Origin of the sequence: Salipiger sp. H15, assembly GCF_040409955.1 — a bacterium.
Taxonomy (GTDB): domain Bacteria; phylum Pseudomonadota; class Alphaproteobacteria; order Rhodobacterales; family Rhodobacteraceae; genus Salipiger.
Window position 1 is genome coordinate 174492 of sequence record NZ_CP123387.1, and the last position, 15559, is coordinate 190050.

Below are 15559 nucleotides of genomic sequence, written 5' to 3' on the forward strand. Positions count from 1 at the left end.
GGTGGGCGCCCCGGTCCGGTGTCGATGGCCGGGCACGGGGCCCGGCGACCGATCAGTTGTTCATGCCGAGCATCTCGAGCTTCTCGAGCACGCTGCGCGAGGTCTCGAGCTCGCCGCGGGCACGGGCCTCGAAGGCGGCTGCGTCCTCGTAGGTGACGAATTCGCCCATGTCGGTGAGGGTCTTCTTGAACTCCTCGTCCTCGGCGACCTGCTTCACCGCGTCGCGCAGCCAGGCGAGGGTTTCCTCGTCCATGCCCTTCGGCCCGATCAGGCCCTTCCACGAGGACCAGGTGAAGTCGACGCCCTTCTCGACCGCGGTCGGGGTGTCGGGGAAGAGGTCGATGCGTTCGTCCTCCATCACGAAGAGCGGGGTCATCTGGCCCGACTCCGACGCCGCCTTGGCCTCGGCGGGCGAGGCGACCATCGCGTCGATGTGGCCACCGATGCAGGCGGTGCGCGCCTCGGACGAGCCGTTGAAGGGCACGGATTCGATCGCGATGCCCGCGGCGTCGGCAAAGGCCTCGGCCGAGATCTGGTTGGCACCGCCGGCGCCCGAGTTGCCGATCTGCGGCGCCTTGGTCTTGGCGTATTCGATGAACCCGTCATAGTCCGAGAAGGGCGCGTCGGCGCAGGCGACCATCAGTTGCAGCGAGCGGGCGAAGAGGCCGATGAACTCGACATCGTCGAACTGGTAGTCGGTGCCGCCGATCAGCGGCAGGATGACCAGCGGGCCCTGCGCGCCCGCGGCCAGCGTGTAGCCGTCGGGGCGGGCGTGGATCGCCGCCGAGGAGCCGATGCCGCCGCCGCCGCCGGGCTGGTTGCGCACCACCATCTGGCCGTCGAACAGGCGCTCGAACGTGTCGGCCACCACCCGCATCGACAGGTCGGTGGAGCCGCCCGCGGAATAGGGGACGACCAGCTGCACCGGGCGCTGCGGGAAGTCCGCGGCACCGGCGGCACCGGCGGTCAGGGCCGCGACGGCGGCCGCGGTGAAAGTCGCTTTGATCATGAAGTGTTCCTCCCTTCAGACAGGTTTGTCTTCTCGTTTCTCTTGCTTTTCAGGATCTCAGGGCAGCCAGACTGCCAGGAGCTTGGTGAAGCCGAAGTAGATCGACAGCGTCATTCCCACCGGGAAGAGCACGACCAGCAGCCAGTTCCGCTCGCCCAGCAGGATCAGCCCCAGGATGAAGGCGACCAGCGTCGAGGCGAGGTATCCGACCGGCATGAAGGCGATGGCATAGCCGATCATCAGCAGCGTGAAGGCCGCCATGGCCAGCAGCACGCGCTTGCCCGGCATGGTGATGTCGGTCGCCGGGTCATGCTCGGCGCGCAGGGCGCGGATGATCATCATCACCGAAAGCACCGCGATCAGCGAGACCACCAGCCAGGGCAGGAAGCTCGGTCCCGCGGCGGTCTGGCTGAAGCCCTGCTTGATGTAGGTTGCGCGCCAGCCTGCAAAGCCGCAAAGGGCCAGCAGCCCGCAGCCGACCCAGAGGTCCGCCTTCGCTTCGCGTATGATCATGCGTCTGTCCTCCCGGCGCATGGCACGCCGGTGGGGCGTGCCGAGTCTCGCCTCGCAACATGCAGTCGAGATGACAACATGTCAATTCGGTAACTGGATTTTTGCGGTTGCTTGCCGATTTTTCTGCGTGGTTGCGCTATCAACCGCGCTTGGGTGCCTGCTTAACCGTGCTTAAAACTCTCTATTTACAGAGGTTTTTATGATTACCTCGCGCGGGCCACTCTGCGCGCGGGGTCGCCTTCGATGGCAGGTCGCGGTTCTTCATCAATTGACAAGTTGTAAAATATCAATCAGGTGTTCATCCTCGAGACGGTCTGCCCCCTGCAGCACCGACATGAGAATCGCACCGGACGCGCCCGGCGTCCCAGAGGAGGATCCCGCATGCACACCCTCACGACCCCGATCGAACTGCGCCGCCCCGCGCTTGTCCATTTTGGCAGCGGCACGCTGGCGCGGCTCGCCGACTGGGTTGCCGAGGGCGGCTACGCGGCGCCCTTCGTGATCGCCGATCCGGTGAACGCGGCGCGGCTCCCGGCGCTGGGGCTGGGCGAGGTCGCCTGCTTCGGCGAGGTGGTGCCCGAGCCCGGCATCGACAACCTGAACGCCGCCGTCGCGGCGGCCGCGGGGGCGGACCTGGTGATCGGCTTCGGCGGCGGCTCGGCGATGGATCTCGCCAAGCTCGTCGCGGTGATGGTCGGGCAGGGCGTCGCGCTCTCCGAGATCAGCGGCCCGAACCGCGCCCCCGCGCGCAAGGTCGGCCTCGTGCAGATCCCGACCACCGCCGGCACCGGGTCCGAGGTCGGCACCCGCGCGCTGGTCACCGATCCTGCCACCAACAGCAAGGTCGCGACCGAAAGCCCGCACATGCTGGCCGATCTCGCCATCGTCGATCCCGACCTCACCATGACCGTGCCGCCCCATGTCACCGCGGCCACCGGCGTCGATGCCATGGCGCATTGCGTCGAGGCCTTCACCTCGAAACGCGCGCATCCGCTGGTCGACGGCTATGCGCTGCAAGGGATCGAGCTGGTCGGCCGCTACCTGCGCCGCGCCGTCGAGAACGGCGATGACGCCGAGGCGCGGGCCGGGCTGTCGCTTGCCGCGCTCTACGGCGGCGTCTGCCTCGGGCCGGTCAACACCACGGCCGGCCACGCCCTCAGCTATCCGCTCGGCACCCGCTACAAGCTGCCGCACGGCATTGCCAACGCGCTGATCTTCCCGCACGTTCTGGCGGCGAACGCCGGGGCGCGGCCGGAGAAGACGGCGCTGGTCGCGGCGGCGCTCGGCTTCGAGGCGGGCAGCGAGGCGCAGATCCGCGAGGGGGCCACCGCCTTCTGCGCGGCGCTCGGGCTCGACATGCGGCTGCGCGCGCACGGGGTCGAGGAGGGATGCCTGCGGGCGATGGCCGAGGAGGCGCACGCCATCCGCCGCCTGCTCGACTGGAACCCGCGCGACCTGTCGGTGGACGAGATCGAGGAGATCTACCGCCGCGCGTATTGAGCGCGGCGCGGGGAGGGACAGCCATGGCTCGCGAGCGGGTCTTCATCGTTGCGGACGACCTGACCGGGGCGCTCGACAGCGCCGCGGGCTTTGCCGAGCGCGGCGCGCGGGTGCGCGTCGCCTGCCGGCCGCGCGACCTGCCGGCGGCGCTCGGCTCGGCGGCCGAGGTCATCGCCGTGGCCACCGGCACCCGCGACGGGACCGAGGCCGAGGCTGCGCGCGTCGCCGCGGCGGTTGCGCGTGACCTTGCCGGGCATTCCGGAATTCTTTTCAAGAAGATAGATAGCCGCCTCAAGGGCCATGTCGCGGCCGAGCTGGCACCGCTCGCGGCTTCCGGCGCGCGGCTCGTGGTCAATCCCGCGATCCCCGCCCTTGGCCGGCTCTGCCTGCAGGGCGCGGTCTGCGGCGCGGGGGTCGAGGTGCCGATCCCGGTCGCCCCGCGGATCGGCCGCGCGCTGCAGATCCCCGACACCCGGACACAGGCCGACCTTGCCGCGCAGCTGCCCGAAGACCTCTCGGAGGCGGTCTACGTCGGCGCGGCGGGGCTCGCCGAGGCGCTGGCGGACCGGCTCTGGCCCGGCGGCGCGGCGCGGCCCCTGCCGCGGCTCGAGCTGCCGGCGCTGCTGGCCATCGGCTCGCGCGATCCCGTGACGCTGGCGCAGGTCGACGCGCTGCGGGACGTGCCGGTGCTCGAGGCGCCCAACGGCGCCTGCCCCGAACTGCCGGACGCGCCGCTGCTGCTGATCCGCATGACCCCGGGCGCCGAGGAGATCCCCGGCGACGCCGCGGCCGCGGCCTTTGCCGGAACGCTCGCCGAGGCGCAGCGCCACGTGCGGCCCGCCACGCTCTTCGCCTGCGGTGGCGAAAGCGCCGCGGCGCTGCTGGCGCGGCTCGGAATTGGACAACTCGACGTGCTGGGACAAATCCTTCCCGGGGTGCCCGTTGCCCGGACCGCCGAAGGCGCGCCCCTTGTGATAATTACCAAATCCGGCGGTTTCGGGCCGCCTGACAGTCTCGTGAAACTTGTAAAATTCCTGCCGACGGTTTAAGCGGTATTTTCAGCCCCTAGCGGAAACAGACAACGTGCCAGGCAAGACCAGAACGCGAATGCCCCTTGCGGACAAGGTATATCACTCGCTGCGCGCCCGTATCACCAACGGCGACTACGTGGCGAATGACAAGCTGCCGTCCGAGCTTCAGCTCGCCGAGGAATTCGGCGTGTCGCGGCCGGTGCTGCGCACGGCGCTCGAGCGGCTGCGCGAGGAGGGGGCGGTGGTCTCGCGCCAGGGGGCGGGCAACTTCGTGCGCGAGACGCTGAAGAGCGTGCCCATCGGCTTTGCCCGGGTCGAGACGCTGGCCGACGTGCAGCGCTGCTACGAGTTCCGCATCAACCTCGAGACCGAGGCGGCGGCGCTGGCCGCCGAGCGCCGCAACGCCGCGCTGCTGGGCGAGATCGAGCAGGCGCTGGAGCTGCTGCGCGCGGCGACCGGCTCGCTGCAGCACCGCGAGGACGCGGATTTCATGTTCCACGGCAGCATCGCCCGCGCCTCGAACAACCAGTATTTCGAGGCCACCTTCCGCGCGCTGCGCGACCACGTGAACGTCGGGATGAAGCTGCATGGCGAGTCGCTGATGAACGACGGGCGCAAGGGGCTCGAGGAGGTGCTCGAGGAGCACACCAAGATCTTCGAGGCGATCCGCACGCAGGATCCCGAGCGCGCCCGGAGCGAGATGGGCCAGCACCTCCGGCATTCGCGCGACCGGCTGTTCGGCGGCGGGCTGCTGGATCTCAAGATGCGCTGAGGATGCGCCGGCCCGACCCGCCGTGGCGGGGCCGGACCGTGCCTCGGCTCAGGCGACGACCGAGCCGACGGTCAGCTGGGTGACCGCCCGCGCGAGGCTGTCGCGGTCCAGCCCGAAATGCCGGTAGAGATCGCCGATGGTGCCGGTCTGGCCGAAATGCTCGACCCCGTGCGGGATCACCCGGTGCCCCGCGACCGCGCCCAGCCACGAGAGCGTCGCCGGGTGGCCGTCGATCACCGTGACCAGCGTGCAATGCCGCGGCAGCCCGCCGAGCAGGCTTTCCACATGCGAGCGCGCCTGCGCGTTGCCGCGCGCCCGGTCGCGCTGCGCCGCGGTCCAGCCGGCGTTGAGCCGGTCGGCCGAGGTCACCGCCAGCACGCCCACGTCGCGCCGGTGCTCGCCGATCATGCCCGCCGCGGCGATGGCCTCGTCGGCGACCGCGCCCTGGTAGGCGATCACCACCGAGCAGTTGGGCCCCGGCCTGCGCAGCCAGTAGCCGCCGTCGATCGCGCCCTGCACGAAGGCGTCGTCGTTGCGCTTGCCGGGCTGCTCGAGCGGCTTGGTGGTCAGGCGCAGGTAGACCGATCCGCCGGTCTCGTCGCGCAGCCATGTCCGCTCGTCGGGATCGCCGGCGCCGTCGCGCTGCAGGTAGTCGAAGGCCCATTCCATGATCACCGCCAGCTCGTCGGCGAAGGCGGGCTCGAAGGCGGCGAGCCCGTCCTGGCTCATGCCGATCAGCGGCGTGCCGATCGACTGGTGCGCGCCGCCCTCGGGGGCGAGCGTGACACCCGAGGGCGTGCCGACGATCATGAAACGCGCGTCCTGGTAGCAGGCGTAGTTCAGCGCATCGAGGCCGCGGGCGACGAAGGGGTCGTAGACCGTGCCGATGGGGATCACCCGCTTGCCGAAGAGGCTGTGCGACAGCCCCGCCGCGCCGAGCAGCAGGAAGAGGTTCATCTCGGCGATGCCAAGCTCGAGGTGCTGGCCCTCGGGGGCGAAGTTCCACTTGGCGGTCGACGGGATGCGGTGCTCGATGAAGGCGTCGTCCTGCGCCTTGCGGGCAAAGAGCTTGCGCCGGTTCACCCACGGGCCGAGCCCGGTTGTGCCGGTCACGTCGGGCGAGGTGGTCATGATCCGCGCCGCAAGCTCGCTGTCGCCGCGCGCGAGCTCATCGAGGATCTTGCCGAAGGCCATCTGGGTCGAGATCTCGCGGCTGGTGTCCACCGCGACCGCGGGCACCCTGAGCCGGGCGTCGCTGTAACGCCGCGCGCCCTTGGCGAAGAACGGCACGCGCGCGAGGAACTGCTGCAGCGCGGCGGGGTCCGTCACCGTGGCGAAGGGCTCCCATTCCTCGCCCTCGGCGACGCCCATGCGCGCCTGCCACTCGGCCATCTGCGCCTTGGTCATCAGCCCGCCATGGTTGTCCTTGTGCCCGGCGATGGGCGTGCCCCAGCCCTTGATCGTATAGGCGAGGAAGCAGACCGGCCGGTCGTGGTCCACGGCGGCAAAGGCCTCGGCCATGGTCGCGACGCAGTTGCCGCCGAGGTTCTCCATCAGCGCCGCCAGCTCGGCATCGCTGCGCCGCTCGATGAGCGCGCTCACCTCGCCCTGATCGCCCAGATCCTCCATCAGCCGCTCGCGCCAGACCGCGCCGCCGCGATAGGTGAGGGCCGAGTATTCGGCGTTGGGGCAGGCGTCGATCCAGTCCCGCAGCCGCGTGCCGCCGGGCTCGGCAAAGGCCGCCTGCTGCAGCGCGCCGTATTTCACCCGCACCACGTCCCAGCCGAAGGCCTCGAAGATCTTCTCGACCCGCTCGAAGAGCCCCTCGCGCACGATGCCGTCGAGCGACTGGCGGTTGTAGTCGATCACCCACCAGCAGTTGCGCAGGTCATTCTTCCAGCCCTCCTGCAGCACCTCGTAGATATTGCCCTCGTCGAGCTCGGCATCGCCCACAAGCGCGACCATGCGGCCCGCCTCGACCCCGGCACCCCAGTCCTTGCCGCGGATGAAGTCCTGCACCATCGAGGCCAGCGCGGTGATCCCGACGCCGAGCCCGACCGAGCCGGTCGAGAAATCGACGTCGTCGATGTCCTTGGTGCGGCTGGGATAGCTCTGCACGCCGCCGTAGCCGCGGAAGTTCTCCATCTTCTCGCGCGTCTGGTTGCCCATCAGGTACTGCATTGCATGGAAGATCGGCGAGGCGTGGGGCTTCACCGCCACCCGGTCCTCGGGGCGCAGCACCGAGAAGTAGAGCGCGGTCATGATCGACACCATCGAGGCCGACGAGGCCTGGTGCCCGCCGATCTTGATCCCGTCCTCCTTGGGGCGGATGTGATTGGCGTTGTGGATCATCCAGTGCGACAGCCAAAGCAGTCGCTGCTCGATCACCTTGAGGTGCTGCGCGTCGTTGGTCATGGTGCCTCCCTTTCGCGCGAGGATACACCCGCGTCTGCGGCGAAACCTGTCTTTGCGCTTGCCAGCATGGCAGATTCGTAGTGGAAACGAGCGTCACACAGGCATTCGGCGGCGGAAACCAGCGCAAATGGACCAGACCCTCGACGAGATCGACCGCAAGATCCTCCGCGAGCTGCAGAAGTCCGCGCGGCTTGGGCATCAGGAACTGGGCGAGCGGATCGGGCTTTCCGCCTCGCCCTGCGCGCGGCGGATCCGCAGGCTCGAGGCCGAGGGCTACATCACCGGCTACGGCGCGCGCATCGACGAGCGCAAGCTCGGCTTCGACTTCAGCGTGTTCATCTCGGTGCGGCTCGACCGGCAGATCGACGACCGGCTCGAGGCCTTCGAGGCCGAGGTCCGGCGCTGTCCCGAGATCGTCGACTGCTGGCTGATGACCGGCAGTTTCGACTACCTGCTGCGCATCTCGGTGCGCGATCTCGCCGAGTACGAGCGCTTCCTCACCGGGCGGTTGACCAAGCTGCCGGGGGTGGCCTCGCTGGAATCCTCGATCCCCATCCGCCGGGTGAAGGACCAGCCCGCGCGGCTGGACTGAACCGGACCCTTTCCCGCACGGCATGTCTTGTCCTTGCGTCAACATGCGGCTATCCCCTCGGCCCGACCGCCGGTGTCGTCAAACCGACACAGAAGGCCGGACCGCGGACCCTGAGGAGGAGCAGGTTCATGCTCGACCAGACGACCATCGCCGAGACGCTCGGCCAGCACTACGACCTTGCCCCCTCGCTCGAGGCGGCGGAGCGGCTGAGCGGGCTCTACGCCACCATGAGCCGCGTGGTCAGCCCCGCCGACTGGGCGATCCACGCCCCCTATGTCGAGGCGATCAACCGGCTCAAGAAAGAGCGCAACGCGGTCATCCTCGCGCATAACTACATGACCCCGCAGATCTACCACGGCATCGCCGACGTGGTGGGCGACAGCCTGCAGCTCGCCATCGAGGCGACGCGGGTCGAGGCGGACGTGATCGTGCAGTGCGGCGTGCATTTCATGGCCGAGACCTCGAAGGTCCTCAGCCCCGAGAAGACCGTGCTGATCCCCGACATGAATGCCGGCTGCTCGCTGGCGGAAAGCATCACCCCCGAGGGCATCGCCGAGATGCGCCGCCGCTACCCGGGCGCGCCGGTGGTCACCTACGTGAACACCTCGGCCGCGGTGAAGGCCGCCTCTGACATCTGCTGCACCTCGTCGAACGCGGCGCAGATCGTCGCCGCGCTGGACGCCGAGACGGTGATCATGACGCCGGACAAGTACCTCGCGCAGAACGTCGCGAAGCAGGTGCCGCAGAAGAACATCGTCTGGTACGACGGGTCCTGCATCGTGCACGAGCGCTTCACCGCCGCCGAGCTGCGCGACTTCCGCAGCTGGCAGCCCGACACCCGCATCATCGCCCATCCCGAGTGCCCGCCCGACGTGGTGGCCGAGGCGGATTTCTCGGGCTCCACCGCCGGGATCATCGACTACGTCACCCGCGAGCAGCCGCAGAAGGCGATGCTGGTCACCGAATGCTCGATGGCCTCGAACATCTCGGACGCGCTGCCCGGGATCGAGTTCGTCGGCCCCTGCAACATGTGCCCCTACATGAAGATGATCACGCTCGAGAAGGTGCTCTGGTCGCTGCACAGCATGGAGGGCGTGGTCGAGGTCGATGCCTCGGTCGCGACAGGCGCGCGCCTCGCCGTGCAGCGGATGATCGACCTGTCGCAGCGCAAGGCGGCCTGAGCCCGTGCAGCAGGTCACGACCGGCCGCGTGGTCATCCTCGGCGCGGGTCTGGCCGCGCTCTACGCCGCGCTGGCTCTGGCGCCGCGCCCGGTGCTGCTGGTCTCGCCCGACCCGCTCGGCACCGGCGCAAGCTCGGCCTGGGCGCAGGGCGGGGTCGCCGCCGCCATGACGCATCCCGACAGCCCCGAGTCCCATGCGCTCGACACGCTGCGGGCGGGTGCGGGGATCGTCGATCCCGAGGTCGCCCGCTCGGTCACCCGCGAGGCGCGCGAGCACATCCTGTCGCTGACCCGGCTCGGCGCGCCCTTCGACCGCGACGCGGCGGGGGGCTACCTGCTCTCGCGCGAGGCGGCGCATGCCTTCGCCCGCGTCGTGCGGGTGCGCGGCGATCAGGCCGGGGCCGAGATCATGCGCGCGCTGGTCGCGCAGGTGCGGCGCGCGCCCTCGGTGCAGGTGCTCGAGGGCTGGCTGGCGACCGGGCTGCGCAGCGCCGCGGGCCGCGTCACCGGCGTCGAGCTGGCGGCTTCCGGGGGCGGCGCGCCTGTCGCGGTGACCGCCCCGGCGGTGCTGCTGGCGGGCGGCGGCTCGGGCGGGCTCTACGCGCTCACGACCAACCCCGCGCGCATCCGCGGGCAGGTCGCGGGGCTGGCGGCACGGGCCGGTGCGGTGATGGCCGACATGGAATTCGTGCAGTTCCACCCCACCGCCATGGACATCGGGCTCGACCCCGCGCCGCTCGCCACCGAGGCGCTGCGGGGCGAGGGGGCGGTGCTGGTCAACCGGCTGGGGCAGCGCTTCATGGAAGGGCAGCACCCGGACCTCGAGCTTGCCCCGCGCGACGTCGTCGCCCGCGCCGTCTACGCGCAGAGCCAGTCCGGCCTGCGCCCCATGCTCGACACCCGCGCCGCGCTCGGCTCCCGGATCCGCGAGGAGTTCCCGGGGGTTGCCGCCGCCTGCGATCGCGCCGGGATCGACCCCGTCACCCAGCCCATCCCCGTCGCCGCCGCCGCGCATTACCACATGGGCGGGATCGCCACGGATGCCGCCGGGCGCGCCTCGCTCGCCGGGCTCTGGGCCTGCGGCGAGGTCGCCTCGACCGGGCTCCACGGCGCGAACCGGCTGGCGTCGAACGGGCTCCTCGAGGCGCTGGTCTACGCCCGCCGCTGCGCGTCGGGCATCGCGCAGGCGCTTGGCGAGGTCGCCGCGACCCCCGAGATATCGCTGCCGCGCACCGGCGCTGCCGACCTGCCCGATCCGGCGCTCGTCAACCGCCTGCGCCATGCCATGACCGCGGGGGCGGGGGTGATCCGCAGCGCCGAGGGACTGACCGCCTGCCTGCGCGAGATCGCCGCCGTCGAAGCGGCGCAGCCGCATTGCGCGGCGCTCGCCAACATGACCGCCACGGCGACGCTCATCGCCGCCGCCGCGCTGACCCGGCGCGAGAGCCGCGGCGCGCATTTCCGCTCCGACGCCAGCGAGGCAACCGCCGAGACCGGCTCCCGCAGCCGCATGACCCTGACGGAGGCGCTGGCCCTCCGCGACACGCTCCAGAAGGAACCCGCCTGATGTCCCTGCCTCCGCTGCCCGACATGATCCTCGACCCGCTGGTGCGGGGCGCGCTGATGGAGGACCTCGGCACCTATGGCGACCTGACCACCCGCACGGTGATCCCGGCGGGCACGCGCTACCGTGCGCAGCTGCGGGCGCGGGAGGCTGGCGTGGTCTCGGGGATGCAGATCGCGCGCATGGCCTTCCACATGGTCGATCCCGCGCTGGCGCTCACCGTCCACCGCGCCGACGGCAGCGCCATCGCCCCCGGCGACGTGCTGATGGAAATCGAGGGCGAGGCCGCCTCGATCCTCACCGCCGAGCGCGTGGCGCTGAACTTCGCCGGTCGCCTCTCGGGCATCGCGACGATCACCGCCGGTTTCGTGGCCGAGACCAGAGGCACCAAGGCGCGCATCACCTGCACCCGCAAGACCACGCCCGGCCTGCGCCTCGTCGAGAAACAGGCTGTGCTGCACGGCGGCGGCTTCAACCACCGCTTCTCGCTGTCGGATGCGATCCTCGTGAAGGACAACCACATCGCCGCCGCCGGAGGCATCCGCCCGGTGCTGCAGGCGATCAAGGGGCAGGCCTCGCACATGGTGCGGGTCGAGATCGAGGTCGATACGCTCGATCAGCTCGCCGAGGTGCTGGACGAGGGCGGCGCGGACGTGGTGCTGCTCGACAACATGGACAGCGGGACGCTGCGCGAGGCGGTGGTGATGACCGCCGGGCGGCTGGTGCTCGAGGCCTCGGGCAACATGAAGCTCGAACGCATCGCCGAGGTCGCCGCCACCGGGGTCGACTACATCTCGGCCGGGGCGCTGACCCATTCGGCGCGGACGCTGGACCTGGGGCTCGATTTCTGAGGGGAGGGGGCCGTGGCTAGACCCAGGTCGCCTCGACACGGTGCAAGAAGCGCTTCAGCGGCCGCGTGACGAGCGCCATGACGAGCGCGAAGCAGACCCCGCAGGCCGGTGCCCAGATCGCCGGGTCGCCGGTTTCGAGCCAGAGGGACAGGGCCTTGCCGCCACTGTTGCCGACGTCCCAGCCCCATTTCCCGAGCCCGATGATCGCGAGCCAGTTCGGCAGGACGCTGGTGAAGATCCAGACGAGACAAAAGATCAGCGGCACGAAGATGATGTAGAGCAGGATGTCGATCATTGCGGTCCCACGGAAATTCGGCGGGATCGTGCCATGAAGCCCCTTGATTTCAAAGAAAATTCCTTGGGGTCCGACGCTCCGCCGCATCGGGGGCCGAAGCGCGCTGCCCGGCCCCCTCTCGGCGTGCTCCTCAGGCGGTCGCTGCTGCCAGCCCCTGGTCGAGGTCGGCGATGATGTCGGCCACGTCCTCGATGCCGATCGAGATGCGCACCACGTTGGGCGCGGCCCCCGCCTTCACCTGCTGCTCGGGCTCGAGCTGGCGGTGGGTGGTCGAGGCGGGATGGATGATCAGGCTGCGCGTGTCGCCGAGGTTGGCGACGTGGCTCAGCAGCTTGAGGCTGTCCACCAGCTTCACGCAGGCGTCGTAGCCGCCCTTCAGCGACACGGTGAAGAGCGCCCCGGCCCCCTTCGGCACGACCCGCTGCGCCCGCTCGTGCCAGGGCGAGGAGGGCAGGCCGGCGTAGGTCACCGCCTCGACGCGCGGGTCCTTTTCCAGCCACTCGGCCACCGCCTGCGCGTTCTTCACGTGACGCTCCATGCGCAGGCCCAGCGTCTCGATCCCCATCAGCGTGTAATGCGCGCCCTGTGGGTTCATCGTCATGCCGAGGTCGCGCAGCCCCACCGCGATCGAATGGAAGGTGAAGGCCATCGGCCCCAGCGCCGCGTGGAAGGTCAGCCCGTGATAGGCCGGCTCGGGCTGCGACAGCGACGGGAACTTGTCCGAGGCGGACCAGTCGAACTTGCCCGAATCCACCACGATGCCGCCGGTCACCGTGCCGTTGCCGGTCAGGTACTTGGTGGCCGAATGCACCACCAGCGTCGCGCCGTGCTCGATCGGCTTGCAGAGCCACGGCGTCGCGGTGGTGTTGTCGACGATGAGCGGGATCCCGGCCTCGTCGGCGATCTTCGCCAGCGCGCCAAGGTCGGTGACGTAGCCGCCGGGGTTGGCGATGGTCTCGCAGAAGAGCGCGCGGGTGTTCCCGTCGATCGCCGCCTTCACCGCGTCGAGGTCGTCGGTGTCGACGAAGGTGGCGGACCAGCCGAAGCGGCGGATGGTCTGGCTGAACTGGGTGATCGTGCCGCCGTAGAGCCGCGAGGACGAGACGATGTTGCAGCCCGGCCCCATCAGCGGGAAAAGCGCCATGATCTGCGCCGCGTGGCCCGACGAGCAGGCGATGCCGCCCGCGCCGCCCTCGAGCGCGGTGACCCGGGCCGCCAGCGCCGAGACCGTGGGATTGGTCAGGCGCGAGTAGATGTAGCCCACCTCCTCGAGGTTGAAGAGCCGCGCCGCGTGGTCGGCGTCGCGGAAGACGTAGGACGTGGTCTGGTAGATCGGCACCTGCCGCGCGCCGGTGGCGGGGTCGGGTGCGGTGCCGGCATGCACGGCAAGCGTGTCGAAGCCGGGGGCCTTGCCGGGGGTCGTCTCTGTCATGGATAGGTTCCTCCTTACCTTGCGGCAGGTTAGGCAAGCGGCGCGGCGGCGGCAATGGCAAGCGTGGGGGCTCAGCCCGGCCCGGTCACCCGCTGCCAGGCCAGCATCGCCGCGCCTTTCGCGCCGAGCCGCCCGTCGCCCTGCGCCGTGCAGATCTGCAGCCGCTCGGTGGCGAGCGGCAGGCAGCGCTGGTAGATGCGCTCGCGGATGCCGGCGAGCATGGCCTCGCCCGCGCCGGAAAGCGTGCCGCCGATCACCAGCATCTGCGGATTGAGCACCGCCACGAGATCGGCCCCCACTGTGCCGATGATCCGGCTGCCCGCGTTGACCAGCGCCCGGCATTCCGGCGCGCCGGCGGCGTAGAGCCGCATGACGTCCCGCGCATCCTCGCAGGCGTGCCCCAGCGCGCGCAGGTCGCGGGCGATGGCCCAGCCCGCCGCATGGGCCTCGATGCAGCCCTCCTTGCCGCAGCGGCAGAGGTGATGCGGCTGCGGCGTGTGCTGGATGTGCCCGATATCGCCCGAGGTGCCGAAGGCGCCGCGCAGCATGTGCCCGTCCGCGATGATGCCGCAGCCGATGCCCGTGCCGGCCTTGATGAAGACGAGGTTCCGCGCCTCGGGCCAGTGCAGGCGCTGCTCGGCGAGGCACATGAGGTTGACGTCGTTGTCGAGCGCCACCGGCAGCCCCAGCCGCTCGGAAAGCAGCGCGCGGATGTCGAGATCCTCCCAGCCGTACATGACCGAGGGCCGCGCGACCCTTCCCTGCCGGTAGTCGATCGGCGCGGGCAGCCCGATGCCGAGCGCGGCGACCGGCGCGCTGGCGGCGGGGCTGCGGACCAGCCGTTCGGCGGCGGCGGCCAGCGCCGCCAGCGTGCCGCGCGGCTCGGCGCGCAGGTCGATGGGCAGCAGCTCCTCGTCGAGCGCCTCGAAGCCGAGCGAGAATAGCGTGACCCGCGCCATGGTCTCGCCCACGTCGATGCCGACGAGGTTGCGGTGGTGCGGCTCGATCCGCCAGGTCCGCGCCGGCCGCCCGCCACCCGAGGCGACGCTCTCGCCCTCGGCGATCAGCCCCGCCTGCGCGAGGTCCCTGATTCTCTGCGAGGCGGTCACCCGGGACATGCCGAGCAGGGTTTCGATCTCGCGCACGCTGCGCGGCGGCCCGTCGAGCAGCAGGCGGTAGATCGGGTCGTGGCGGAGATTTTCCATGCAAGCACCTGACGCTACGGCAACTTCCGCGCCTCGCCACTTATGTTAATGAGTTTACATAAGTACGGCAATATTTGAATCATTGTTGACAGAAGTTTTCACAACCTGCCCACTGATCCGGCGCAAGGAGGAGTTGCGCAATTTGGGAGGACATTATGAAAACGCTTTTTAGGCTGGGGACCGCAGGGTCCGCCATGGCCCTGATGCTGGCTGCCCCGGCGGCATTTGCCCAGGACGGTGACATTCTCGTCGGGCTGATCACCAAGACCGACACCAACCCCTTCTTTGCCAAGATGCGCGAGGGCGCGGCCGCCAAGGCCGAGGAGCTGGGCGTGAAGTTCCAGGCCTTCGCCGGCAAGTACGACGGCGACAACGACACGCAGATCACCGCCATCGAGAACCTCATCGCCGCCGGGGCCGACGGCATCCTGCTGCTGGCGAGCGACACCAAGGCGATCGTGCCCACGGTGCAGAAGGCGCGCGACGCGGGGATCCTCGTCATCGCTCTCGACACGCCGCTCGAGCCGATCGACGCGGCGGACGCCACCTTTGCCACCGACAATTTCCTCGCCGGCGAGATGATCGGCGGGTGGGCGCGCGAGACGCTGGGCGAAGAGGCGGCGCAGGCGGCGAAGATCGCCTTTCTCGACGCGCATGAAAGCCAGCCGACGGTCGACGTGAAGCGCGACCAGGGCTTCATGCAGGGCTTCGGCATCGACATCAAGAACCCCGACCGGCGCGACGACGAGGACGATCCGCGCATCGTCGGACACGAGATGGCGGGCGGCTCCGAGGTCGGCGGCCGCGACGGCATGGAGACGCTGCTGCAGAAGGATTTCGACGTCAACGTCGTCTACACGATCAACGAGCCCACCGCCGCCGGCGCCTGGGAGGCGCTGAAGGGCGCGGGCAAGGACGACGGCTCGGTGCTGATCACCTCGGTCGACGGCGGCTGCCCGGGCGTGCGCAACGTGCAGGACGGGGTGATCGGCGCGACCTCGATGCAGTTCCCGCTGCTGATGGCCTCGCTCGGGGTCGAGGCGGTTGTGGCCTTTGCCAAGGACGGCACGCTGCCCGCACCCTCCGAGGGGCTCGATTTCTACAACACCGGGGTGAAGCTGGTGACCGACAAGCCGGTGGAGGGGCTCGAGTCCATCACCAGCGAGGAGGCGCTCGAGCTCTGCTGGGGCTGAGCCGGA

The 15559-nt window shown here is 70.0% G+C and carries 14 protein-coding genes; 8 read left to right on the top strand and 6 right to left on the bottom strand.

From position 1 onward, the window contains the following. Positions 1-52 precede the first annotated feature (52 nt). Positions 53-1009: a tripartite tricarboxylate transporter substrate binding protein gene (locus PVT71_RS25410; protein WP_353475988.1), complete on the bottom strand. Its 957-nt coding sequence runs from the start codon at positions 1007-1009 to the stop codon at positions 53-55. A gap of 57 nt (positions 1010-1066) precedes the next feature. Continuing rightward, positions 1067-1522, bottom strand: coding sequence for a tripartite tricarboxylate transporter TctB family protein (locus tag PVT71_RS25415; RefSeq protein ID WP_353475989.1), 456 nt, complete (start codon positions 1520-1522; stop codon positions 1067-1069). A 381-nt stretch (positions 1523-1903) separates the two neighbouring features. On the opposite strand from PVT71_RS25415, the gene PVT71_RS25420 reads away from it, so the two are divergent. Genes PVT71_RS25420 through PVT71_RS25430 form a run of 3 tightly spaced genes read left to right on the top strand, consistent with a single transcriptional unit; the run spans position 1904 to position 4825 of the window. Continuing rightward, positions 1904-3022, top strand: coding sequence for an iron-containing alcohol dehydrogenase (locus tag PVT71_RS25420; RefSeq protein WP_353475990.1), 1119 nt, complete (start codon positions 1904-1906; stop codon positions 3020-3022). Between the two features lie 23 nt (positions 3023-3045). Next, positions 3046-4071, top strand: coding sequence for a four-carbon acid sugar kinase family protein (locus tag PVT71_RS25425; protein WP_353475991.1), 1026 nt, complete (start codon positions 3046-3048; stop codon positions 4069-4071). 58 nt (positions 4072-4129) lie between these two features. Further along, a complete protein-coding gene (locus PVT71_RS25430) occupies positions 4130-4825 on the top strand; it encodes a FadR/GntR family transcriptional regulator (protein ID WP_353475992.1) in 696 nt (231 codons plus the stop codon). Positions 4826-4873: 48 nt separating this feature from the next. On the opposite strand, the gene PVT71_RS25435 is transcribed toward PVT71_RS25430, so the two are convergent. Then, positions 4874-7240 carry a transketolase gene (locus PVT71_RS25435; RefSeq protein WP_353475993.1) on the bottom strand — a complete coding sequence of 789 codons (2367 nt, stop codon included), beginning with the start codon at positions 7238-7240 and terminating at the stop codon, positions 4874-4876. 127 nt (positions 7241-7367) lie between these two features. Between PVT71_RS25435 and PVT71_RS25440 the strand changes: the two genes are divergently transcribed. From PVT71_RS25440 to nadC, 4 genes are all read left to right on the top strand, one after another. Next, positions 7368-7832: an Lrp/AsnC family transcriptional regulator gene (locus PVT71_RS25440; protein WP_353475994.1), complete on the top strand. Its 465-nt coding sequence runs from the start codon at positions 7368-7370 to the stop codon at positions 7830-7832. 128 nt (positions 7833-7960) lie between these two features. After that, entirely contained in the window at positions 7961-9013 is a 1053-nt protein-coding gene (gene nadA, locus PVT71_RS25445; protein WP_353475995.1) for a quinolinate synthase NadA, read from the top strand. A 4-nt stretch (positions 9014-9017) separates the two neighbouring features. Next, positions 9018-10580, top strand: a complete 1563-nt coding sequence (locus tag PVT71_RS25450) for an L-aspartate oxidase (RefSeq protein WP_353475996.1) — start codon at positions 9018-9020, stop codon at positions 10578-10580. Continuing rightward, a complete protein-coding gene (gene nadC, locus PVT71_RS25455; RefSeq protein WP_353475997.1) occupies positions 10580-11428 on the top strand; it encodes a carboxylating nicotinate-nucleotide diphosphorylase in 849 nt (282 codons plus the stop codon). The genes PVT71_RS25450 and nadC overlap by 1 nt, the downstream gene beginning before the upstream one ends. A 16-nt stretch (positions 11429-11444) precedes the next feature. Here nadC and PVT71_RS25460 read toward each other — a convergent pair whose 3' ends face one another. From PVT71_RS25460 to PVT71_RS25470, 3 genes are all read right to left on the bottom strand, one after another. Continuing rightward, entirely contained in the window at positions 11445-11723 is a 279-nt protein-coding gene (locus tag PVT71_RS25460; RefSeq protein ID WP_353475998.1) for a hypothetical protein, read from the bottom strand. A gap of 130 nt (positions 11724-11853) precedes the next feature. Next, positions 11854-13155 (bottom strand): O-acetylhomoserine aminocarboxypropyltransferase/cysteine synthase family protein, encoded by a 1302-nt coding sequence (locus PVT71_RS25465; protein WP_353475999.1) that lies wholly within the window; start codon positions 13153-13155, stop codon positions 11854-11856. A 71-nt stretch (positions 13156-13226) separates the two neighbouring features. Further along, entirely contained in the window at positions 13227-14360 is a 1134-nt protein-coding gene (locus PVT71_RS25470; protein WP_353476000.1) for an ROK family transcriptional regulator, read from the bottom strand. A gap of 155 nt (positions 14361-14515) precedes the next feature. Between PVT71_RS25470 and PVT71_RS25475 the strand changes: the two genes are divergently transcribed. Next, positions 14516-15553, top strand: coding sequence for a substrate-binding domain-containing protein (locus tag PVT71_RS25475; RefSeq protein WP_353476001.1), 1038 nt, complete (start codon positions 14516-14518; stop codon positions 15551-15553). Positions 15554-15559: the final 6 nt, after the last annotated feature.